Genomic DNA, 21,944 nt, shown 5'->3' with positions numbered 1-21,944 from the left:
CGTCTGGGCGACCGTACGCCACCGGAAACGCCGTGTGTGATCAGGAAATCCTCAGGTTCGCGGCGTATCGGCGCGGACCGGTGTGAGCGGGATCACGCTTCTTCGTCGGGGTCGGTCCATCGCCCGGCCTCCCGTTCGGTCCAGAGCTCCTCGCGCGCCGCCGCCTTGGCGTCCATCAGCTCGTGGTAGCCGCGGCGCCGCTCGGCGCGAGTCGGCCGGGCGCCCTCCTCCAGCCGCTGGTCGGTCCCCCGCGGACCGAGCAGCTCGGCGCCGGTGTGCAGCGTCGGCTCCCAGTCGAAGACCACACCGCCGTCGTCCGGACCGATCACCACCGTGTCCCCGGCGACCGCGCCGACGGCGAACAGCTCGTCCTCCACCCCGAGCCGGTTCAGCCGGTCCGCGAGGTAGCCGACCGCCTCGTCGTTGGTGAAGTCGGTCTGCCGCACCCAGCGCTCGGGCTTGACGCCCCGCACCTGGAAGTACGGGCCGTCCGACCCCCGCCGCGCCGTCACGGTGAACCCGGCGTCGTCGACCGCCCTCGGCCGCAGCACGATCCGCGCGGGTTCGGCGGGGGGCGCCGCGGCACGGGCCTCGGCCACCGTCCGCGCCAGCGCGAAGGACAGCTCCCGCAGGCCCTCGTGCGACGCCGTGGAGACCTCGAAGACCGTCAGTCCGCGGGCCTGAAGGTCCGGCCGGACGAGCTCGGCGAGCTCGCGGGCGTCGGGCACATCGATCTTGTTGAGGACGACGACCCGGGGCCGCTCCATGAGCGGGACGCCTGCGGACAGGTCGGCGGCGTACTGGGCGAGCTCGGCCTCGATGACGTCGAGGTCGCTCAGCGGGTCGCGGTTCGGCTCGAGGGTCGCGCAGTCCAGGACGTGCACGAGCACGGCGCACCGCTCGACGTGCCGGAGGAACTCCAGTCCGAGGCCCTTGCCCTGTGCGGCACCGGGGATGAGTCCGGGCACGTCCGCCACCGTGTAACGCTCGTCGCCCGCCTGCACGACGCCGAGGTTCGGCACCAGGGTCGTGAACGGGTAGTCGGCGATCTTGGGCCGGGCGGCGGACATGGCGGCGACCAGCGAGGACTTGCCCGCGCTGGGGAAGCCGACGAGGGCGACGTCGGCCACCGACTTCAGCTCGAGGACGAGGTCGGCCTGCTCCCCCTCCTCGCCGAGGAGCGCGAAGCCGGGCGCCTTGCGGCGTGGTGAGGCGAGCGCGGCATTGCCGAGACCACCGTGACCGCCCTTCGCCGCCACGTAACGGGCGCCGGCGCCGACGAGGTCGGCGAGCACCTCGCCGTCGGGCGTCTTGACCACGGTGCCGTCCGGCACGGGCAGCACGAGGTCGGCCCCGGTCTTGCCGGCCCGCATGTCCCCGGACCCCTGGGTGCCGGACTCGGCCTTCCGGTGCGGCTGGTGGTGGTAGCCGAGCAGCGTCGTGGTCTGCGGGTCGACCTCGAGGACGATGTCGCCGCCCTTGCCGCCGTTGGCGCCGTCGGGCCCGGCGAGCGGCTTGAACTTCTCACGTCGGATGGAGGCGCAGCCGTGCCCACCGTCGCCGGCGGCGACGTGGATCACGACCCGGTCCACGAACGTGGCCATCGCTCCTCCGTCCTTCGGCGTCGTGCCGTCTCAAGCATGCAGCAGGGGCGGACGGCTCGCGCCGTCCGCCCCTGGAGCGTGGTCTGTCGGTCGGTCAGACCGTGGTCTCGGCGAGCACCACGTCGACGACCTTGCGGCCGCGGCGGCTCGCGAAGGCCACCGAACCGGCCTCGAGCGCGAACAGCGTGTCGTCCTTGCCCCGGCCGACGTTGTTGCCGGGGTGGAAGTGCGTGCCGCGCTGACGGACGAGAATCTCGCCGGCCTTGACGACCTCACCGCCGAAGCGCTTCACACCGAGGCGCTGGGCGTTGGAGTCGCGGCCGTTCCGGGAGGAGCTGGCGCCCTTCTTGTGTGCCATCTCGAACCTGCCTTCTACTCGTGCTGACTGGCGAAGGACCCTTACGGGCCGCGATTACTTGATCCCGGTGACCTTCAGCCGGGTCAGGCTCGAGCGGTAACCCTGACGGCGGCGGTAGCCGGTCTTGTTCTTGAACTTCATGATGGAGATCTTCGGGCCCTTCTCGTCCCGGACGATCTCCGCGGTGACCTTCACCTTGGCGAGGTCGTCGGCACCCGTGGTGACCTTCTCGCCGTCGACGAGCATGAGGGGCTGCAGCTCGACGCTCTGCCCCACCTCGCCGCTCAGACGGTCCACGACGACGACGTCGCCGACGGACACCTTCTCCTGTCGGCCGCCGGCCTTGACGATCGCGTACACCACGTTGCTGCTCATCTCTGTCGTTTGCGGGTCGAGCGGCCGTGCGCGCAGGGCGAGGCGCTCGAGACTCACGGAACCGGTGCACACCCAGGGCACCGACGCTCTAGATTACGCGCCGGCGCCGTTCCCGGCAAACCTCCGCGGGGTGTGATCCCCGCGATGCTCCTGTGGGATCTGGCACACCCACTCCGGCGACCGCGAACAGCTCACTTGAAGCCGGCCGTCTTGATGGACTCCACGATCTGCTTCTGGAAGAAGAAGAAGATCAGCAGCGTCGGCATCGCCGCGACGGTCGAGGCCGCCAGCACGTAGTTCCAGTCGGCGGCGTACTGCTGCTGGAACGTCGCGATGCCGAGCTGGACCACGCGCAGGTCGGGGTCTGAGGTGATCGTCAGCGGCCACACGAACGAGTTCCAGTTGGCCAGGAAGAAGAACACCGCGAGCGCCGAGAGGATCGGCCGGGAGAGCGGCAGGATGATGCTGCGGTAGATGCGCCAGTAGCTGGCGCCGTCGACGAGCGCCGCCTCCTCCAGCTCGGCCGGGAGCGAGACGTAGAACTGCCGCAGCAGGAAGATGCCGAACGCGTTGAAGATCGCCGGGACGATCAGACCCGCGTAGCTGTCGACCATCCCGAGGGTCCGCACGACCACGAACGTCGGGATGAGGATGACCGGCAGGCTGACCAGCAGGGTCGAGAAGATCAGCAGGAACAGCGTCTCGCGGCCACGGAACTTCAGCCGCGCCAGCGCATAGGCGGCCATCGAGTGGAACCACAGCGCCAGCACGGTGATGGTCGCCGAGATGAAGAAGCTGTTGAACATGTACCGCAGGAACGGCACCTCGGTGAAGACGTACCGGAAGTTCTCCAGCGTCGGCTCGGCCGGGATCAGGTCGACGCTGTTGACCTCCGCGGGCCCCTTGAAGGAGCCGGCCACCATCCACACGAGCGGGAAGATCGTCAGCAGGCCGACGATCAGGCCGAGGATGGTCAGGGTGGTGCGACGGCCGGTCCACAGGCGGTCGCCCTTGGCGCGTGGGGCCGCCCCGGTGGGTGCCGAGACCTGCGCGGGCGCCGTGGCGGTGTCAGTCATTGTCGAATCGCCCTCCCCGGGTGATCGCGAACATCAGGCCGGACCAGGCGAGCATGACGACGACCAGGACGGAGCCGATGGCCGCCGCATAGCCGAGCTCGCCGAAGAGGAACGCCTGCTCGTAGACGTAGAAGATGAGCAGCGACGTCGCTCCGGCCGGTCCGCCGCCGGTCAGGACGAAGACGAGGTCGAGCCCGCCGGTGATGACCCCGACGGTGGCGGTGATGATGACGAAGAAGCTCGTCGGGCGCAGCAGCGGCAGCGTGATGTGCCGCAGCCGCTGCCAGGCGCTCGTGCCGTCGATCCGGGCGGCCTCGTAGTACTCCGCCGGGATGTCCTGCAGCCCGGCGAGGAAGATGATCATGTAGTAGCCCATCTGGAACCAGATGGTCACCACGATGACCGCGCCGAGGGCCAGGTTGGGCTCGCCCAGGAACGAGACGTTCTCCATCCCGAAGAGCCCGAAGAGCCGGCTCACCACGCCCGTGCGCTCACCCAGCATGAACTGCCACACCATCGCCACGACGACGAGCGAGATGACGTACGGCACGAACAGCATGCTGCGGATCGCCCCGACGAACGGGATGCGCTGCTGGACGAGCAGCGCGAGCGCCAGGCCGATGACGAAGATCGCCGGGACGACGCCGACGAGGTACAGCAGCGTGATCCGCACGCTGCTCCAGAACGCCGGGTCGCCGAACATGCGGACGTAGTTGTCCAGCCCGATGAAGTCGAACGAGCCGAACCCGTCGATCCGGAAGAAGCCGAGCGCGATGGCCAGCAGCATGGGGATCGCGACGAAGACGAGCAGGCCCAGGGTGTCGGGCAGCAGGAACCAGAAGGCGGCCCGCCGCTCGCGCCGGGCGCGCTCTGCCCGTCCGTTCGCCCCCGAGGGCTTGCCCGCGGTGCGGGAGACCGAGATGGCACTCATATGAGCGAGCCTCCTTCGTAGGTCTCCAGGTAGCTCTCGATCGCGGACTGGGCGGTCTGCGCCTCTGCCCGTGGGTCAGCGCCCGCCAGCATCGCCTTCTGGATGGCGTTGGACACGGCCTTGTAGATCACCGGTGGGTAGCGCGGCTCGGCACGACCGGTGGGCAGGATCTCGTCCCGGAAGCGCTGCAGGATCGGGTCCTCGAACGCCCCGGAGTCGCCGATCGCCTCCGTGACGGACCGGCGTGCGGGCAGGTTGCCCTTGGCGACGCCGTTCCACTGCACCAGGGCGTCGATCGACTCCCGGCTCATGCTGCCCATGAGCTCCACGGTGAACCGGGCCGCGGCGTCCGGGTCCACACCGCGGCTGTTCACCACGAACGCCCATCCGCCGAGAACCGTGGTCGGCTCCCCTCCGGGCGGGGTCGGCATCGGGAAGATGCCATAGGGGTGGTCAGGCGCGTTCTGGCGCATGGCCTCGACCTGCCAGATGCCGGTGTGCCACATGGCCGCGTAGCCGCTGGTGAACGCGCCGACCAGGTCACCGCCGGCTGGCAGCGTGCGTGGCGAGGCGCCGGACTGGACGGCCTCCTGGTACATCGCCAGGGCCTGGACCGCCGCGTCCGAGTCGAAGATCGGCCGCTGGCTCTCCGGGTCGATGACGTCGCCGCCGCCCTGCCAGACCCAGGGGTAGAAGGTGAAGTTCTGGTAGTAGCTCGGCGTCGTGTCGAACACCAGGCCCGCACGCTGGCCGCCGCTGAGCCGACGCCCGAGCTCGAGCATCTCGTCCCACGTCTGGGGCAGATCGCCCTCGGACAGGCCCGCCTCCTCGAACGCCGGGATGTCGTAGAAGACCGCCAGCGGCTCCTGCTCCATCGGCAGGCCGTAGACCCGGCCGTCGACCATCCGGGTGGCGAGCGCGTCCGGGTAGTAGTCGTCGATCGCCTCCTGGCTCATGTAGTCCGTGAGGTCGGTCAGGACCCCGCCGTTGTAGTAGCGCAGGAAGTCGCCGGGCGAGATGAGGAACAGGTCGGGACCGGCGCCCGAGGCGAACGCCGTCGTGATCCGCGTGTTCGTCGGGTCGGTGTAGCCGGGGATGTAGACCATCTCGACCGGCCGTTCCCCGGCCTCCTCCCACCGGGCGGTGGCGTCCAGGAACCAGTCGCTCTGGGCGACGATGTTCGGGTCGGTCACCGTCTGGGGCGAGTAGTTGTTCCAGAACTGCATGGCCTGCCCCTGCGCGCCCGAGCTCGGCGTGCATCCGCCGAGGGCCCAGGCGCCGCCGAGGCCGCCGGCGGCTGCGACGCCGAGGCGGAGGGCGCCGCGTCGGCTCAGCTGGTTGCTCATCGTGGTGCCCGTCTCAGAGAACCTCGAGGGCGTCGGCGTCGGGCGTCTCCGGACGCTGCGCCGTCGGCCGGTCGAGGTAGAACAGCGCCGTGGAGGCGATGTCGTCGTGCAGGGGCAGGTACCGGTGCCCGGAGCGCCAGCCGAGCGCCTGGATGTCGACCGTGAGGTCCTCCTCGAACCGGATCGGGTCCGGCACGTGCCAGCGGTACATCCCGAACCGCTGCTGGGAGCGGTAGAGCCCGTCCGGCCGAAGGATCTGGTGCAGGCCGAGGTAGGGCGTGCTGAACGCGGTGTAGCCCTGGCCCGGCACGTCGAAGTTCCAGGCGCCGCCGATGTAGTCCTCGGTGCCGGTGCCGCAGATCGTCGGGAACCCGCCGCGGCTGCCGTCTGCGGAGTCGCCGCGGTCCCCGTCCATGTAGAACTTGATCTCGCCCTCGCCCCACCAGCCGGAGCTGTTGACGCCCCAGGCGAGGTAGGTGCCCACGTACTGGCCGCTGCCACGCACGCCCTCGAGGATCGGGTGCGTGGTGCGGTCCGGCAGCGGGTTCGAGCGGCGCCACTGGGCGTGCAGGTAACCCGCCTCCGGGCTCTGCTCACCGAGCTCGTAGGTGACCTGGTAGTAGACGACCGCGGGCTCCTGGCCGAGGTTCTCGACCGTGATCCGCGCGTCCTGCCGGAAGGGCATGGGCCAGTAGCTGTTGAACCCGCCGTGCGGGTTGACGGCGACCATCGCGGAGCTCAGCTGGGCGAAGCTGCCCCAGCCCTGGCCGAAGAAGTCGCCCACCGGGACCTCGACGGCCGGCTCGTCCGCACCGTCCCAGTAGGCGCGCAGCAGGAGAGAGCGCCAGTGGTCGGTGTGCGTGGTGAGCCAGATGTGCGTGATGCGCCCCGGTCCCGCGATCCGGGCGACGTCGAACGTCTCTCCCGCCGCGATCTCGACGCTCGGCGAGACCTTCCAGCCCTGCCCGAGGTCCCGCGCGGGCCCGGCGCCGGTGCCCTCGGTGGCGCGGCCTCCCGCACCTTTCTCGCCGGTGAAGTTCTCCGGGCTGATGGACCGGGTGGTCACGGGTCGCAAGGCAGCGATGTCGGACGGCGTCATACGGAGGGCTCCTCGGTGAGGGGGCGTCGGTGCGCGGGCCACGGCGTGGGCGGGAGACCGCTGGACAACCGCGCTATGGTGAGTAATCGATTTCAGACGGTAGAGGCCGACCCGAGGGGTGTCAACTTGCCTGCTGAGCGGCCCGTTGTTGGCCCGGTTCGCCGCCTCGTGCCCTTAGGGTGAAGCAACGTCGGGAGGGGTGAGATGGCGAGGATCGTGGACGTCGCGGCACTGGCCGGCGTGTCGACGGCGACGGTCTCACGGGTCCTGAACGGCAAGTCGGTCCGGGAGGACCTCGAGGCTGCCGTGCGGCGCGCGATCGACGAGCTCGGCTACTCCCCCAACCGGACCGCCCGGTCCCTGCGGCGCCAGCACTCCGAGGTCATCGCGCTCGTGCTGCCCGACATCGAGAACCCGTTCTTCACCTCGCTCGCGCGCGGGGTCCAGGACGTCGCTCAGGAGGCGGGGCTGTCGGTGGTGCTCTGCAACACCGACGAGGACCCGGAGAAGCAGGAGCAGTACCTCCGCGTCGCGGAGGACGAGAACATGGCCGGCGTCATCCTGGCGCCCGCCGGCCCCTCGGAGCTGTTGCAGCGACTGATCGAGCGGCACCGCTCGGTGGTCATCGTGGACCGCGCCGTGGACGACGGCATCGACCAGGTGACGTTCGACAACGTCGAGCTGGGGCTGCGGGCGACGCGCGCGCTCGTGGAGCGCGGCTACCGGCGCATCGCGTGCGTCACCGGCCCGCACACCACCCCGACGGCGGTCGCCCGCGCCGAGGGGTGGCGCCAGGCGCTCGCGGAGGCCGACCTGCCGGCTCCGGAGGAGAGCCTGGTCTTCGCGAACTTCCGGGTCGACGGCGGCGAGGCGGCGATGCGCGACCTGCTGGCCGGCCCGAAGCCGCCGGACGCCGTACTGGCCACGAACAACCTGGTGGGCGTGGGCGCCCTGCGGGTGCTCTCGGCGACCTCGCACCGCGACGTCGGGCTGGGGATCATCGGCGACCTGCCGTTCGTGACCTCGCGGGTGGACGACGTCTCGCTGCTGCAGCTGCGGCCGCGGGAGATGGGCCTGACGGCGGCCCGGATGCTGGTGGAACGGATCCGGGGCGAGTCGGGCCCGGCGCGGCGGGTGGTCCAGCCCACCCAGCCGGTCAGCCTCGGCGCTACCCGCGACTGACGGCGGAGAGCGCCACGTCGACGGGGTCGTCCCCGGAGACGAGCTCGGCCACCAGCCCGACGGTCGAGTCGTCGTCGAGCGCTCCGCGCAGCACGCTCGCGACGTCTTCGCGTGGCACGTCCCCGCGCCCGGTCTCGGCGGCGAGCCGTACCAGCCCGGTGCCGGGCCCGTCGGTCAGCCGGCCAGGGCGGATGATCGTCCAGTCGAGGTCGCGGGCCATCAGGTCCTCGTCCGCGGCCTTCTTGGCGTCCTGGTAGGCCGCGAAGACCTCGTCCTCGATCCCGGCCCCGCCGGTGGCGGCACCCATGGAGGAGACCATGAGGTACCGGCGGACGCCCGCGGCCTGCGCGGCGTCCGCCAGGAGCACGGCCGCACCGCGGTCGACCGTGTCCTTGCGCGGCGCACCGCTGCCCGGTCCCGCGCCGGCGGCGAAGACGACCGCGTCCGCGCCGGTGACGATCGTCGCGAGCTCGTCGACGCCGGCCCGCTCGAGGTCCAGGACCACGGGGTGGGCGCCGTCCTGCTGCAGGTCGGGGACGTGATCGGGGTTCCGGATGATCCCGAGGACCATGTCGCCGCGAGCGGCGAGCTGTCGGGCCAGGTGACGGGCGATCTTGCCGTGGCCTCCGGCGATGACGATGCGCATGGCATCGACGCTACTGGCCCCGGCACCGGGACGTCACCTGTGCGACCGACCGCTCCGTCACCCCCGTGCCCCCGCCGGACACCGCACGCCCCTCGGTGTATACATCCACGATGGACACTCCCGTGCTGTTCGCCCTGGTCGCCGGCGTGGTCATCGTGCTCTTCCTCCTGCTGCGGCCCCTGCGCCGCAGGAGCAGGGACCTGGGCAGCCGCCTGGGTGAGGGACTCACCAAGCGGATGTTCGCCGGCAAGATGCCCGGCATCCTGGCCAACCTGGGCGCGACCCTGGACTTCGCCGCGCCGGCCGAGGACGTCGACCCCGTGGTCACCAAGGCCCTCGCCGCCGATCCGCAGGCGGCCGTCCCGATCGGGCACGGCCGCTGGAACCTCCGGGCCGTCATCGGCGAGAACGACGACGCCGTGCTCGCCCTGACGCGCACCGAGGCCGGCTCGCGCCTCGCGATCGAGTCCTCGCGCGACGAGCGGGGCTTCCCGCAGGGCGGCCCGCGGTGGCAGGAGCTGATCGGGACGGTCGAGCGGGCCGCCCGCGAGGCCGGGATCGCCGTGACGCGCGGGTCGATCACGCACGTGCGGACGCCGTACACCACCGGGACCCGGTGGATGCCCGAACGCACCTGAGTGCCCGCGCGTCCCGGGAACGGCGCCCGGGCCTCCTCACTCCCGGACGGCGCCGGAGAGCATCCCCGCGATGAAGTGCCGCTGGAGGATCAGGTAGAGGACGACCACCGGCAGGGCCACCATGACCGCGCCGGCGGCCAGCAGCGTGGTGCCCTGCACGTACTGGCCCTGGAAGAGCGCGAGGCCGAGCGGCGCGGTGCGCAGCTGCCCGGACGGGGACATGACCAGCGGGATGAGGAACTCGTTCCAGGTCCACATGAACATCAGCAGCACCATGGTCACCAGCGCCGGTCGGGCCACCGGGACGAGGACCTGCCACAGCACGCGATGGTGACCGGCGCCGTCGATCCGGGCCGCCTCCACCAGGGACCGGTTCGCGCCACGGAACCAGGCGCGCATCCAGAAGGTCCCGAAGGCCACGGACTGGGCCACCTGCGGCAGCGCGATGGCCCAGATCGTGTCGGTGAGACCGAGGTAGCGCAGGTCGAAGAACAGCGGGACGACGATCGCCTCGGCCGGAACCATGATCCCGAGCAGGAACACGTAGAACAGCACCTGCGACCCCGGGAAGGTGAAGGTGCCGAACGCGTACCCGGACATCACCGACAGCACCGTCGCGAGCGTGACGACCACCAGGGCCACCATGACCGAGTTCTGCAGGTACTCGCCGAACCGGCCCTGCTCCCACGCCCGCGCGAAGTTCTCCCAGTGCAGCGGCCCGCCGGCCTCGGCGTCCGCGGGTGTCTCCGGCGAGAGGGCCGTGACCAGGATCGTCCCCACCGGTGCGAGGGCGAGCAGCGCGAAGAAGACGAGGATGCCGTAGTTGGCAGCCCGCTCCCCGGCCGAGACCCGCACGCCCGTGCCCGTCACCGCTCCCGCTCCCCGATCCGGTTCACCGCGAGGTTGACCCCGAAGATCAGCACCGTCAGCACCACCGCGACGGCGGCGGCCGAGCCGACCTGGCCGAGCTCGAAGGCACGACGGTAGACCTCGAAGCTGGGGACCGTCGTCGTGCTGCCGGGTCCGCCGCCGGTGGTGACGTAGACCAGGTCGAAGGTCTTCAGCGCCGCGACGATGGTCAGGGTGAGCGCGACGACGACCTCGGCCCGCACCGAGGGCACCGTGATCGCCAGGAACGTCCGGACCGGGCCGGCACCGTCGAGGCGGGCCGCCTCGTACAGCTCGGTCGGGACCCGCGTCATGCCGGACATGAGCAGCACGGTCACCAGGCCGGTGGAGACCCAGGTGCCGATGAGGCCCACGGCGGGCAGCGTGAGGGTGAAGTCACCCAGCCAGGTGCGGGTGAGCGCATCGAGCCCGACGGCGCGCAGCAGGGTGTTGAGGTGCCCGTCCGGCGCGTAGATCTGCCGCCAGGCGACCGCCACGACGACCATCGCGATCACCTGCGGGAGGAAGACCACGGTGCGGAAGAACGCCAGGCCGCGCACCCGGGCACGGACCAGCAGCGCCGCGAGCACCAGGCCGATGCCGAGCGGGAGCACCGAGAAGAAGAAGATGAGGACCGCGGCGTGCCCGAAGGCCGCGCGCAGCGCGCCGTCCGTCAGCACCTCCGCGTAGTTCGCGAGGCCGACGAACGTCGCCAGGGTCAGCCCGTCCCACTCGTAGAGCGAGATCTGCACGGCCTTGCCGAGCGGGTAGAGCAGGAAGATCGCGTAGACCACGAACGCGGGCAGCACGAACCAGTACGGCGTGGCGCCGTACATGCTCCGCCGCCCCGCCCGCTCCCGCGGGGTGCGGCGGGGCACGGTCACGGGTTCGCGTCGCCGACGAACGCCGCGTAGTCGTCCTCGGCCGCCTGCGCGAACTCCTCCGGCGTCATCTCGCCTGCCAGGAGCGACTGCAGCGCCTGCCCCAGGGTCTCCCCCATCGTGGGCGTCGCCCAGTCGAGGTAGGGCAGCAGCGCGCCCTCGCCGACCGCCTGGCCGTAGGCCTCGTACACCTCGGCGTTCAGCGGGTCCGGCGCCTCGTGCTCCGCGGTGTCGACCACCGGCATGTTGCCCGTCTCGGCGATCACGGACATGGCATCCGGGCTGGTGATGAAGTCGATGTAGGCAGCAGCCACCTCAGGGTGCTCGGCCTGCGAGGTCACGGCGAACGGCAGGCCGGTCGCGCCGGTCGTCACCGGTCCGGCGCCCTCCTGCGTGGGCGGCGGGGCGAAGAAGCCCACGTCCTCGCCCATGGCGGCGTGGATGTCCGCGGCGAGCCACGAGCCCGCCATGAGGTACACGCCCTCACCCTCGGTGAACGACTGCCACACGGCGTCGTAGTCCGCGCCGTTGAAGCCGTCGTTGAAGTACCCGGCCTCCGCCCACTCCTGCACGGTGGTGGCCGCCTGCAGGTTGGCGTCGTCGGTCCAGGTGGCGCCCGCGTTGCCGAAGCCGAGGTCGCGGACCTCCGCGGCGTCGACGTAGGCGCCCTGGACAGGCCCGAGGACGTGCAGCGCGGGCCACTGGTCGAGGTTGCCGAGCATCAGCGGGGTCTCACCGGCCTCGGAGATGGTCGCGAGCTGGTCGGTGAACTCGGACCACGTCTGCGGCACCTCGAGGCCGAGCTCCTCCAGCTTGGTGCGGTTGTAGTAGACGCCCACGACCTCGCCGACCTGCGGCAGGCCGTAGACCGAGCCCTCGCCGAAGGTCACGCCGTCGGGGCTGTAGCTGCTGTTCTGCAGGACCGACTCGCCGAACCGCTCGGTCCAGCCGTAGGCGGCGGCGTAGTCGTCGAGGGCCAGCAGCTGACCGGCGGCGACGTACTGGCCCATCTGGGAGCGCGAGTTGTTGACCTGGGTGACGTCGGGCGCGTCCTCGCCGGACAGCGCCAGACGCAGCGTGGCGTTGAGGTCGTCCGTGGACTGGGTGCGCCGCTGGATGTCCACGTTCGGGTACTCCTCCATGAACGCGGCGTTGAGCTGCTCGATCTGCTCGTTCTGCCCGCCCCGGACCTCCTGGTCCCACACGACGAGCGTGACGTCGCCGACGTCGGAGATGTCGGTGACCACCTCGCTCGGCCCGCCGGTCGGCTCCTGCGTCTCCTCGGGGGCGGTGTTGGAACCGGGGGTGCAGGCTGCCAGGGCGAGGACGGCCGCGGCCACGGTGCCGAGGCCCGAGATCGTCCGGGCACGCAGAGCGAAGGTCATGGGAGTCTCCTGTCTTCTCGGCCCCATTGTGGCGGACACGGCCCACCACCCTGTACGAACGACCCGCTCACTCCTCCTCGACGGTGATGACCGGCGACTCGCCGGGCGTCACCACGCCGCTGGAGACGGCCCGACGGCTGCGTCGCGGTCGACGGCGCGGCTCGGCCGGGGGCGCGGGCGCGTCCTCGGACGCAGCGTCCTCGGCGGCCTGCTCGGCGTCGCTCGGGACGACCACCGAGCCTCCGTGCGGCGCGCCGACGACACCCGTGCCGGTCGGCTCGTCCGGGGTCTGCGGGGACGTCTCACCGCCCTCGGCTGTCGGCTCGGCGACGTCGGGCGTCCGCCGGTGCTCGGGCTCTGTCGTCTCGGGCTGTGTCGTCTCGGGCTGTGTCGTCTCGGGCTCTGTCGTCTCGGGCTGTGTCGTCTCGGGCTGTGTCGTCTCGGCCTGCTCCGACTCGTCGCCGGCCTCCGCGTGGTCGGCGGAGGAGGCGGCACGCTCCTCCTCCTGCTCATGAGCGCTCGCGGCCGCGGCGGCGATGGTGGCCAGCGTGGCCTTGACGGCCTCGCGCGCGGCCGCCGCCTCGGGGTCCTCCTCCGCCTCGGCGGGTGACGGCGAGGACGTGGACGCCGACTGCTGCTGGCCGCCGCCCCTCCGGCCGCGGCGGCGCGACCCGCCGCCGTCGTCCTTGCCCTCGTTGCCCCGCTCGACGGGGTGGTCGTGGACGATGAAGCCGCGGCCGCTGCAGTGCTCGCACGGGGTGGAGAACGCCTCGATGAGCCCCTGACCGACCCGCTTCCGGGTCATCTGGACCAGGCCGAGCGAGGTCACCTCGGCGACCTGGTGGCGGGTGCGGTCCCGGCCGAGGCACTCCAGCAGGCGACGCAGCACCAGGTCGCGGTTGGACTCCAGCACCATGTCGATGAAGTCGATGACGATGATGCCGCCGATGTCCCGCAGCCTCAGCTGCCGGACGATCTCCTCGGCCGCCTCGAGGTTGTTCCGGGTGACGGTCTCCTCGAGGGTGCCGCCGGAGCCGGTGAACTTACCGGTGTTGACGTCGATGACCGTCATCGCCTCGGTGCGGTCGATGACGAGGGAACCGCCGGACGGCAGCCACACCTTGCGGTCCATGCCCTTGGCGAGCTGCTCGTCCACCCGGTGCTCGACGAAGACGTCCTTCTCCGAGGTCCAGTGGTGCATCCGGTCGGCCAGCTCGGGCGAGAGGTCCTTGACGTACTTCGAGATCGTCTTCCAGGCGGTGTCGCCGGCGACCGTGAGCGACTCGAAGTCCTCGTTGAACACGTCGCGGACCACGCGGACGGCAAGCTCCGGCTCGCCCTTGAGCAGTGCGGGCGCGCTCTTGGTGTTCTTGGACTTCGCCTCGATGTCCGCCCACTGCTTGGTGAGGCGTTCGACGTCGGCACGCAGCTGCTCCTCGGTGGCGCCCTCGGCGGCCGTACGCACGATGACGCCGGCGCCGTCCGGGACGATCTCCTTGAGCAGCTTCTTCAGGCGGGCGCGCTCGTTCTCCGGCAGCTTGCGGGAGATGCCGGTCATGGCGCCCGAGGGCACCAGCACGAGGTGCCTGCCGGCGAGCGTGATCTGCGACGTCAGCCGGGCGCCCTTGTGCCCGATGGGGTCCTTCGTGACCTGCACGAGAACGGTGTCGCCGGACTTGAGGGCCTGCTCGATACGGCGCGGCTGCCCCTCCATCCCCGCGGCGTCCCAGTTGACCTCGCCCGCGTAGAGCACGGCGTTGCGCCCCTTGCCGAGGTCGACGAACGCGGCCTCCATCGAGGGCAGCACGTTCTGCACGCGGCCGAGGTAGACGTTGCCGACCATCGAGGTCTGGGTGTGCCGGGCGACGTAGTGCTCGACGAGGACGTCGTCCTCGAGGACCGCGATCTGGTTCAGGCCGTCCTTCTCCCGGACCACCATCTTGCGGTCGACCGCCTCCCGGCGGGCGAGGAACTCGGCCTCGCTGAGGGTGGTGCGACGGCGCCCGGCCTCGCGGCCCTCGCGCCGCCGCTGCCGCTTGGCCTCCAGCCGGGTGGAGCCCTTGAGCGCGGTGACCTCGTCCCGGCGGGAGTCGCCCTCACCGCCACGGGAGCGCCGCCGACGACGACGGCGGCGCGAGCTCGAGCCACCCTCGTCGTCCTGGACGTCCTGGTCCGCGGAGTCCTCGTCCGTCGGGCCGTTGTCCTTCGAGTCCTTGTCCTTGGGCTTGCCGCCCTTGTTGCCCTTGGTGCTCTTGGTGCTCTTGTCCTTGCCCGTCGGGGCCTCCGAGCCGTCGTCACCGGCTCCGTCACCGTCCGTCTGGTCGTCCGACGGGTCCTTGTCGGAGCCGTCGGAGCCGCCGTCGCCCTGACCGCCCCGGTTGCGGCGTCCTCGGCCGCCCCGGCGGCGACGACGCCGCCCGGACGACTGGCCCTCGTCGGCCTCGTCCGGGGAGTCGCTGCTCTCCTCGTCCGCGCCGTCCGCGGGCTCCTCGGCCGGCGGCTCTCCGGCGGGCGCCTGCGCGCGCCGGCGCCGGGGCCGCGCGGCGCTGAGGTCGGGCGCCTGGAAGAGCAGGCTCGCGGCAGGGAGCCGCGGCCCTTCCTCGGCCGACCCCTCCTGGGTCGCCTCGTCCGCTGCGGTCTCCTCGGCGTCCCCGACGTCCTCGGGCTCGCCGGTCCCGGCGTCGTCCGGGTCGGTCTCCTGGGCCTCATCCGCACGTTCGGAGGCATCGGCCGCGCCCTCGTCGGCGTCCTCTGCCTGCTCCTCGAGCCCGAGCTCGGCCAGCACGTCCAGCCGCTGCTCGGGTGCACGGGCGCTCGCACCGCTCCGGCGCCCGCGACGCACGGCCGGCTTCTCGGCCTGCTCCGGCTCGGGAGCCTCCTCCGGCTCAGTGCTCGGCTCGGTGCTCTGCTCGGTGGTCTCGCTCAACGCGGCGGCCTCGGCGGCCTTCTCCGCCACGGCAGCGGCGGCGGCGCCCTCCTGGGCCCCGACGGTGGTGGCCTCGCCGGTCTCGGGCTGGTCCGCCGTCGTCGGCTCGGCCGACGGGGCGGGGCTGGACGCCGGGCTGCTGGCCCGGCGCCGGGAGCGTCGCGGCTTCGTCGCCTGCTCCGGTGCCTGTTCGTTGCCGTCCTGCGTGGTGCTCTCGGTGTGCTGCTCGTCCATGGGGTATGCCCCTTCGCCCTCCGGAGCACCTCCACACCCTGCGGCGCCCGGTGGGCAGTTATCGTCCCCGGCGGACCGAGGACGGAAGTCCTGTGTGCGACCCGATGTGCTCGGGCCCCGACGAACGGGCGGCCTGCCGCGCGAGGCGCGGTGCCCCCGGTTCTCGGCCCTCTGCTGCAGCGCCATCGTGGTACGAGGCGGCGCGAGTCGGACCGGCTACGGGGAGGTCACGTCGTCGTCGGACCGAAGAGCGGGGTGTGGTGCTGCTCCTCGATCTCGTCCAGTATCGCACAGCGGCGGACGACCACCGTCCGCGACCCGCGGTCCGAAAGGTGGGACGGAGGCAGGCGCACCACGGCGCGGATCGTGCGGCGACACGCCGCCGCGAACCTCTCACGCGACGTGCCGGTGCCGGCGGCAACGCGCCTCGTACACCTCGGCGCCCCCGACGTGAGCGGGGACCGGACGGAGCGGGTCGGACCGGGCGGCGTCGTCGTCCCGCTGGCGCACGTGGAAGGCGGCGTCGCGGCCGCAGACCCCGCACACGGCGGTGAGCCGGTCCACCCGCTCCGCCAGCGCCATGAGCGTCGGGAGCGGCTCGAAGGGGCGTGCGTCGAACGTCACCGAGAGCCCGGCGACGACCACCACCAACCCTCGGTCCGCGAGGTCCTGCGCCGCGTCAACCAGGTCCGGACCGAAGAACTGGGCCTCGTCGACGGCCACGAGCTCCGTGCCGGGCTCCACCAGGCCCGCGATGTCCCGGGCGGAGCCCACCGTGCGGGAGGCGGCCTGCAGGCCGGAGTGGGAGGTGACCGTCCCGTGGCCGGCGCGCGTGTCGAGCGCGTGGCTGACCACGAGGACGCCGCGGCCCGCGATCTGCGCCCGGCGCACGCGGCGCAGCAGCTCCTCCGACTTGCCGGCGAACATCGGCCCGCCGATCACCTCGAGCCGGCCGGCCCCGAGACCGTCGTCGTCCACGCTGACAGTCAAGCACCCGACCCGCGCGACCGGCACCTGTGCGGCGGACCCACCGGCAAAACCCCTCGCCCGGTGTCGGACCGGTTCCGTACCGTTGTCGGTGAACCCGAGGAGGTAGCCGTGCCCGCAGCGATCGAGGCTTTCGGCTTGGTCAAGCACTTCGGAGAGACCCGGGCGGTCGACGGCGTCGACCTCACCATCGCGGCCGGCTCCGTCTTCGGGCTGCTCGGCCCGAACGGCGCCGGGAAGACCACCGTGGTGCGGATGCTCGCCACGCTGCTGCGCCCGGACGCCGGCGAGGCGCACGTCCTCGGCCACGACATCGTCACCGACGCGGACGCCGTCCGCTCCGCCGTCGGGCTGACCGGCCAGTACGCCTCGGTCGACGAGGACCTCACCGGCGCGGAGAACCTGTTCCTCATCGCCCGGCTCTACGGGTTCCCCTCCCCCGCGGCCCGCGCCCGCGCCGCCGACCTGCTCGGCGCCTTCGACCTCACGGACGCCGCCGGGAAGCAGGTGAAGAACTACTCGGGTGGGATGCGCCGTCGCCTCGACCTCGCCGCGTCCCTGGTGCGCAGCCCGCGGGTGCTCTTCCTCGACGAGCCGACCACCGGCCTGGACCCGCGCAGCCGGAACCAGGTGTGGGACATCGTGCGCCTGCTCGCCCGGGAGGGGGCGACGATCCTGCTGACCACGCAGTACCTGGACGAGGCCGACCAGCTCGCGGACCGGATCGCCGTGATCGACCACGGCAAGGTCATCGCGGAGGGCACGGCCCCCCAGCTGAAGGCCTCGGTCGGGTCGGGCACGGTGACGCTGCGGGTCGCCGAGCCCGCGCAGCGTGACGAGGCCGCCCGGATCGTCGGCGAGGTGCTCGGCGGGACCGTCACGCCCGCGGCGGAGCCGACGTCGCTCGATGCGCAGGTGCCCGAGGGCAACGAGGCCGCCGCCGCGGACGTGCTCCCCGCCCTGCGGGCGGCGGGGATCACGGTTCCCGAGTTCAGCCTCGGCCAGCCGAGCCTGGACGAGGTGTTCCTCGCGCTGACGGGCGAGCGTCCGGACACCGCCGACGCCGAGAACGGCGAGGAAGGCGACCGTGGCGGCACGGACGGTCGAGGGGAGCCGGAGCACGCCGGGCACCACACAGCCGCGGCGGCCGAGGTGGGTGAGGACCGATGAGGACCCTGGACGTCGACAACACCGCTCTGCGCGCAGCCATCACCGTCACGGACCTGCCGCCGCGGCCGACGGCGCTGTCCGCCACCCTGACGTTCTTCCACCGGGCGCTGCTGAAGATCAAGCACGTCCCGGAACAGCTGATGGACGTCACCCTGACGCCGGTCATCTTCACCCTGATGTTCACCTACCTCTTCGGCGGTGCGATCGCCGGGGACACCCGGACGTACGTGCAGTTCCTGCTGCCCGGGATCCTCGTCCAGACGGTGCTCATCATCACCGTGTACACCGGCTTCACGCTGAACACGGACATCTCCAAGGGCGTCTTCGACCGGTTCCGGTCGCTGCCGGTGTGGCGGCCCGCCCCGGTGGTCGGCGCGCTGCTCGGGGACTCGGTCCGCTACACGATCGCCTCCGCGGTCACGATCGGGCTGGGACTGCTCATCGGCTACCGGCCGGAGGGCGGCCCGGTGGGCGTGCTCGCCGCGGTGGCGCTGCTCCTGGTGTTCGCGTTCTCGCTGAGCTGGATCTTCACCATCCTCGGTCTGCTCATGCGCACGCCGAACGCCGTCATGGGTGTCTCGATGCTCGTGCTCATGCCGCTGACCTTCGCCTCGAACATCTTCGTCGATCCGCAGACGATGCCGTCGGTGCTGCGGGCCTGGGTGGACGTCAATCCCGTCTCGCACCTGGTGACCGCCATCCGCGGGCTCATGGCCGGGACGGCGACCTTCGGCGACGTCGTGTGGGCGCTCGTCGCCTCCGCCGTCCTCACCGCGGTGCTGGCCCCGGTCGCCATGCGGATCTACCGCAACCGCAAGTGAGCGCGGCAGGCAGGTGAGCGGCGCGGGCTGGTGACCGCCGCCGGCTGCCCGGAGCGTCCGCCGTCACGCCGGTCATCGCGCCGCGGGGCGGCGCTGGCAGCGGGGGCAGGAGAACGAGCCGCGGTTCATGAACTCCTCGCGGCGGATGAGGGCGCCGCAGCGCCGGCAGGGCAGACCGGCGCGTCCGTAGGCGTCCAGCGACCGCGCGAAGTAGCCCGACGCGCCGTCGACGTCGACGTACAGCGCATCGAAGGACGTCCCGCCGACGGCGAGCGCCTCCCGCATGACGTCCGTGGCGGCGTCGTACAGCTCCCGTAGCCGCGCCGGCCGCAGCACGTCCGTGCGGCGGGTGCCGTGCAACCGCACCCGCCACAGCGCCTCGTCGGCGTAGATGTTCCCGACGCCGGAGACCAGGGTCTGGTCCAGCAGGGCCCGCTTGACCTCCGTCCGCCGGGTGCGGGTCCGGCGCACCAGTGCGGCACGGTCCAGGGCCGGGTCGAGCAGGTCCCGCCCGATGTGGGCGACCGGCTCGGGCACCACGGGTGCGTCGCTGCCGAGGCCGCCCGGGGCGCCGTCGGCCGTGGAGACCGTGTCGGTGACCATGACGTGGCCGAAGGTGCGCTGGTCGACGAACCACAGCTGCCCGCCGTCCTCGAACCGCAGGCGCACGCGCAGGTGAGCGGTGGTCGCGGGCACGTCACGGACGATCGTGGGCGGCCGGGAGGCGGTGAGGTCGACCCGTCCGGCGTCATCGGCCGCCAGGACCGGCGCGGGATGCATGAGGTCCCACGTGACGCCGTCCTCGCGGCGTGCGCCGGGAGGCTCCTGGACGAGCAGCTGCCCGCTCATGCCCAGGTGGGCGAGCAGGGCCTCGTCGGGACGCGGCTGCGGGCCCAGGGTGAGCCAGAGGTACTTGCCGCGGCGCACCGCGGCCGTGAAGGACCGTCCGTGCAGGCGCCCCGCCAGCTCGGCGGTGCCGCCTGCCTGGCGCCGCACGGCCCTCGGGTGGTCGACCTCGACGGCGGTGATCCGGCGCCCCAGCACGCGTCCGGCCAGGCCGGCTCGGACGGTCTCGACCTCGGGAAGCTCGGGCACGGGTCAGTCGGCGGCGGTCTCAGCCTGGCCGTCGGAGCCCGCGCCATCGGTGCCCGCGCCGTCGGCCGCGAGCGCCGCGTACGCGTCCTCGGCGGCGTTCTGCTCGGCGATCTTCTTCGAGGTGCCGGTCCCGCGCCCGTGCTCGCCGCCGTCGAGCACGACGGCGGCGGTGAAGGTCCGGGCATGGTCCGGTCCCTCGCCGGTCACGACGTACGTCGGTGCGCCCAGGCCGCGCTCGGCGGCGAGCTCCTGCAGCGAGGTCTTCCAGTCCAGCCCGGCGCCGAGGTCCGCGGCGCGCGCGAGCAGCGGCCCGACGAGCGCAGAGACCACGCCGCGGGTGTGCTCCAGACCGTGGCAGAGGTAGGTCGCGCCGATGAGTGCCTCGACGGTGTCGGAGAGGATCGAGTCCTTGTCCCGCCCGCCGGTGACGAGCTCGCCGCGGCCGAGCAGGATGTAGTCGCCGAGGCCGATCTTGCGGGCGACCGACGCCAGCGCCTTCTGGCTGACGGTGGCCGCCCGCATCCGGGCGAGGTCCCCCTCGGGCTCGTCCGGGTGGTTGCGGTACAGGTGCTCGGTGACCACCAGGCCGAGCACCGAGTCCCCGAGGAACTCCAGCCGCTCGTTGGTGGGGATGCCGCCGGCCTCGTGCGCGAAGGACCGGTGGGTCAGGGCGAGCACGAGCAGCTCGGGGTCGATGGTGGTGCCGAGGGCCTCGGTGAGGGTCTCGACGTCGCTGCGGGCCGGCTCGACCTCGACGCTGCGGCGACGGCGGCTCACCGGTTCTCCCCCTCGGCGGCGCCGGCGTCCCGGCCCTCGTCGAGGAGCGCCGCGAGCTGCGACCAGCGCGGGTCGAGCTGCTCGTGGCGGTGCCCCGGCTCCAGGTCGTCCATCCGCTCCCCGCACCCGGGGCACAGCCCGGCGCAGTCGGGTCGGCACAGCGGCTGGAAGGGCAGCGCCGGCACGACCGCGTCGCGCAGGACGGGCTCGAGGTCGAGGTGCTCGTCGACCACCGTGGGCACCTCCTCGGCCTCCTCGTCCCCGCCGTCGACCAGGTGCTCCTTGGTGCCCTCGTAGTAGTACAGCTCGGAGATGTCGACCTCGAGCTCGTCGTCGACGTCGCGCAGGCAGCGGACGCACTCACCGTGGATGCGGGCGCGAGCCGTGCCGCTGACGAAGACGCCGTCCATGACGGACTCGAGGCGCAGGTCGAGCTCGACGTCGGACCCCTCGGGCACCCCGATGACCTCGTTGCCGAGGTCGGCGGGCGCGGGAATCGTCCGTTCGAGGGTGCGCATCGCCCCCGGTCGTCTGCCGAGCTCGTGCGTGCTGATCACGAGCGGCGAGCGGGCGTCCATGACACTCCTTCTGCCGCGCGGCGCGCGGTGTCGCTTCTCCGGTCGCTCCGGACCCGGTCGATGCTACCCAGCGACGCACGGCGGGAGCGCTCCGGAGTGTCGGCGCGCGCTGGCACCATGGCGAACGTGCGAGCCGATCAGACACTGACCTGGCGGGGACGCCGCGTCGCCTGGGCGCGGTCAGGAGACGGACCTCCCGTGGTGCTGTGCCACGGGACCCCGTGGGCCTCGGCGCTGTGGGCCCCGTTCGCCGAGGCCCTCAGCCGCGACCACACCGTGTACGTCTGGGACATGCCGGGGTACGGAGCGTCCTCGAAGGACCCCGACCACGCGGTGGACCTGGCGGTGCAGGGCGAGCTGTTCGCCGACCTGATCGACCTGTGGGGCCTGGAGCGGCCGCACGTCGTCGCGCACGACTACGGCGGCGCGGTCACGCTGCGCGCGCATCTGCTGCACGGGGCGCCGGTGGCGTCGCTGTGCCTGGTGGACGTGGTCGCCCTGCGACCGTGGGGCTCGGAGTTCTTCACGCTGGTGCGTGACCATGCCGACGTGTTCCGCCGGCTCCCGGCGCACGTGCATCGCGGCGTTGTCGAGTCCTATATCGCGGGTGCGAGCCATCGCGGCCTGCGCGCGGCGGACCTCGACATGCTCACCGGACCTTGGCTGACCGAGGAGGGGCAGGCCGCGTTCTACCGGCAGATCGCCGCGGCCGACGAGCGCTTCACGGCGGAGCTCGAGCCGCACCTGGGCGACATCTCCGTCCCGGTGCACATCGTGTGGGGCACCGAGGACACGTGGATCCCGCCGGACCGGGCGCACCGCCTGGCCGGCGCGATCGCCGGCGCCACGGTGAGCCTGGTCGACGGGGCCGGGCACCTCATCCAGCTCGATGCGCCGGTCGTCCTGGCCGCGGAGCTGCAGCGCTGGCTGGCGTCGGTTCGCTGAGC

The 21,944-nt window shown here is 72.2% G+C and carries 21 protein-coding genes; 5 read left to right on the top strand and 16 right to left on the bottom strand.

The genetic code is table 11. From position 1 onward, the window contains the following. Positions 1–92: 92 nt before the first annotated feature. The 7 genes from obgE to ACFQQL_RS10325 all read right to left on the bottom strand — a co-directional run bounded on the left by obgE (position 93) and on the right by ACFQQL_RS10325 (position 6,789). Positions 93–1,604, bottom strand: a complete 1,512-nt coding sequence (gene obgE / locus ACFQQL_RS10355; RefSeq protein ID WP_382394006.1) for a GTPase ObgE — start codon at positions 1,602–1,604, stop codon at positions 93–95. Positions 1,605–1,698: 94 nt separating this feature from the next. Further along, positions 1,699–1,962 (bottom strand): 50S ribosomal protein L27, encoded by a 264-nt coding sequence (gene rpmA / locus ACFQQL_RS10350; protein ID WP_382394004.1) that lies wholly within the window; start codon positions 1,960–1,962, stop codon positions 1,699–1,701. A gap of 54 nt (positions 1,963–2,016) precedes the next feature. Next, a complete protein-coding gene (gene rplU, locus ACFQQL_RS10345; protein ID WP_465254042.1) occupies positions 2,017–2,337 on the bottom strand; it encodes a 50S ribosomal protein L21 in 321 nt (106 codons plus the stop codon). 191 nt (positions 2,338–2,528) lie between these two features. After that, a complete protein-coding gene (locus ACFQQL_RS10340) occupies positions 2,529–3,260 on the bottom strand; it encodes a carbohydrate ABC transporter permease (protein WP_465254047.1) in 732 nt (243 codons plus the stop codon). Positions 3,261–3,405: 145 nt separating this feature from the next. Further along, positions 3,406–4,344: a carbohydrate ABC transporter permease gene (locus ACFQQL_RS10335; protein WP_382394000.1), complete on the bottom strand. Its 939-nt coding sequence runs from the start codon at positions 4,342–4,344 to the stop codon at positions 3,406–3,408. Beyond that, entirely contained in the window at positions 4,341–5,690 is a 1,350-nt protein-coding gene (locus ACFQQL_RS10330; protein WP_382393998.1) for an ABC transporter substrate-binding protein, read from the bottom strand. Before ACFQQL_RS10330 ends, ACFQQL_RS10335 begins: the two co-directional genes overlap by 4 nt. A 13-nt stretch (positions 5,691–5,703) precedes the next feature. Next, positions 5,704–6,789, bottom strand: coding sequence for a glycoside hydrolase family 172 protein (locus ACFQQL_RS10325; protein WP_465254041.1), 1,086 nt, complete (start codon positions 6,787–6,789; stop codon positions 5,704–5,706). A gap of 204 nt (positions 6,790–6,993) precedes the next feature. Between ACFQQL_RS10325 and ACFQQL_RS10320 the strand changes: the two genes are divergently transcribed. Continuing rightward, positions 6,994–7,971, top strand: coding sequence for a LacI family DNA-binding transcriptional regulator (locus ACFQQL_RS10320; protein ID WP_382393994.1), 978 nt, complete (start codon positions 6,994–6,996; stop codon positions 7,969–7,971). On the opposite strand, the gene ACFQQL_RS10315 is transcribed toward ACFQQL_RS10320, so the two are convergent. Continuing rightward, on the bottom strand, positions 7,958–8,617 hold the full coding sequence (locus ACFQQL_RS10315; protein WP_382393992.1) for an SDR family oxidoreductase: 660 nt from the start codon (positions 8,615–8,617) through the stop codon (positions 7,958–7,960). The genes ACFQQL_RS10320 and ACFQQL_RS10315 overlap by 14 nt on opposite strands. 110 nt (positions 8,618–8,727) lie before the next feature. Here ACFQQL_RS10315 and ACFQQL_RS10310 point away from each other — a divergent pair, with 110 nt between their 5' ends. Beyond that, the gene (locus ACFQQL_RS10310; RefSeq protein ID WP_382393990.1) at positions 8,728–9,255 is read left to right on the top strand and encodes a hypothetical protein; all 528 of its coding nucleotides are present in this window, start codon (positions 8,728–8,730) and stop codon (positions 9,253–9,255) included. A 36-nt stretch (positions 9,256–9,291) separates the two neighbouring features. Here ACFQQL_RS10310 and ACFQQL_RS10305 read toward each other — a convergent pair whose 3' ends face one another. The 5 genes from ACFQQL_RS10305 to ACFQQL_RS10285 all read right to left on the bottom strand — a co-directional run bounded on the left by ACFQQL_RS10305 (position 9,292) and on the right by ACFQQL_RS10285 (position 16,547). After that, on the bottom strand, positions 9,292–10,110 hold the full coding sequence (locus ACFQQL_RS10305; RefSeq protein ID WP_382395354.1) for a carbohydrate ABC transporter permease: 819 nt from the start codon (positions 10,108–10,110) through the stop codon (positions 9,292–9,294). 11 nt (positions 10,111–10,121) lie between these two features. After that, positions 10,122–10,979: a carbohydrate ABC transporter permease gene (locus ACFQQL_RS10300; RefSeq protein WP_382395352.1), complete on the bottom strand. Its 858-nt coding sequence runs from the start codon at positions 10,977–10,979 to the stop codon at positions 10,122–10,124. 44 nt (positions 10,980–11,023) lie between these two features. Beyond that, complete coding sequence (locus ACFQQL_RS10295; protein ID WP_382393988.1) at positions 11,024–12,409, bottom strand: extracellular solute-binding protein; 1,386 nt, start codon at positions 12,407–12,409, stop codon at positions 11,024–11,026. Between the two features lie 67 nt (positions 12,410–12,476). Further along, positions 12,477–15,569, bottom strand: a complete 3,093-nt coding sequence (locus ACFQQL_RS10290; RefSeq protein ID WP_382393986.1) for an Rne/Rng family ribonuclease — start codon at positions 15,567–15,569, stop codon at positions 12,477–12,479. 393 nt (positions 15,570–15,962) lie between these two features. Continuing rightward, positions 15,963–16,547 (bottom strand): thymidine kinase, encoded by a 585-nt coding sequence (locus ACFQQL_RS10285; protein WP_382393984.1) that lies wholly within the window; start codon positions 16,545–16,547, stop codon positions 15,963–15,965. 120 nt (positions 16,548–16,667) lie between these two features. Here ACFQQL_RS10285 and ACFQQL_RS10280 point away from each other — a divergent pair, with 120 nt between their 5' ends. Both ACFQQL_RS10280 and ACFQQL_RS10275 read left to right on the top strand, forming a co-directional pair. Further along, positions 16,668–17,726: an ATP-binding cassette domain-containing protein gene (locus ACFQQL_RS10280; RefSeq protein WP_382393982.1), complete on the top strand. Its 1,059-nt coding sequence runs from the start codon at positions 16,668–16,670 to the stop codon at positions 17,724–17,726. After that, positions 17,723–18,547, top strand: coding sequence for an ABC transporter permease (locus ACFQQL_RS10275; protein WP_382393980.1), 825 nt, complete (start codon positions 17,723–17,725; stop codon positions 18,545–18,547). Before ACFQQL_RS10280 ends, ACFQQL_RS10275 begins: the two co-directional genes overlap by 4 nt. A 72-nt stretch (positions 18,548–18,619) precedes the next feature. Here ACFQQL_RS10275 and mutM read toward each other — a convergent pair whose 3' ends face one another. The 3 genes from mutM to ACFQQL_RS10260 are packed head-to-tail and all read right to left on the bottom strand — an operon-like array spanning position 18,620 to position 20,997. Beyond that, positions 18,620–19,642: a bifunctional DNA-formamidopyrimidine glycosylase/DNA-(apurinic or apyrimidinic site) lyase gene (gene mutM, locus ACFQQL_RS10270; protein ID WP_382393978.1), complete on the bottom strand. Its 1,023-nt coding sequence runs from the start codon at positions 19,640–19,642 to the stop codon at positions 18,620–18,622. 3 nt (positions 19,643–19,645) lie between these two features. After that, positions 19,646–20,419: a ribonuclease III gene (gene rnc, locus ACFQQL_RS10265; protein WP_382393976.1), complete on the bottom strand. Its 774-nt coding sequence runs from the start codon at positions 20,417–20,419 to the stop codon at positions 19,646–19,648. Further along, positions 20,416–20,997, bottom strand: a complete 582-nt coding sequence (locus ACFQQL_RS10260) for a YceD family protein (protein ID WP_382393974.1) — start codon at positions 20,995–20,997, stop codon at positions 20,416–20,418. The genes rnc and ACFQQL_RS10260 overlap by 4 nt, the downstream gene beginning before the upstream one ends. A 117-nt stretch (positions 20,998–21,114) precedes the next feature. On the opposite strand from ACFQQL_RS10260, the gene ACFQQL_RS10255 reads away from it, so the two are divergent. Further along, positions 21,115–21,942: an alpha/beta fold hydrolase gene (locus ACFQQL_RS10255; RefSeq protein ID WP_465254040.1), complete on the top strand. Its 828-nt coding sequence runs from the start codon at positions 21,115–21,117 to the stop codon at positions 21,940–21,942. The last annotated feature ends 2 nt before the right edge of the window (positions 21,943–21,944 follow it).

Source organism: Georgenia alba (assembly GCF_042665525.1).
In the GTDB taxonomy this organism is placed as follows: Bacteria; Actinomycetota; Actinomycetes; order Actinomycetales; family Actinomycetaceae; genus Allobogoriella; species Allobogoriella alba.
The sequence above is the reverse complement of the archived record's forward strand: the minus strand, read 5'-3'. Positions and strand labels throughout refer to the sequence as shown.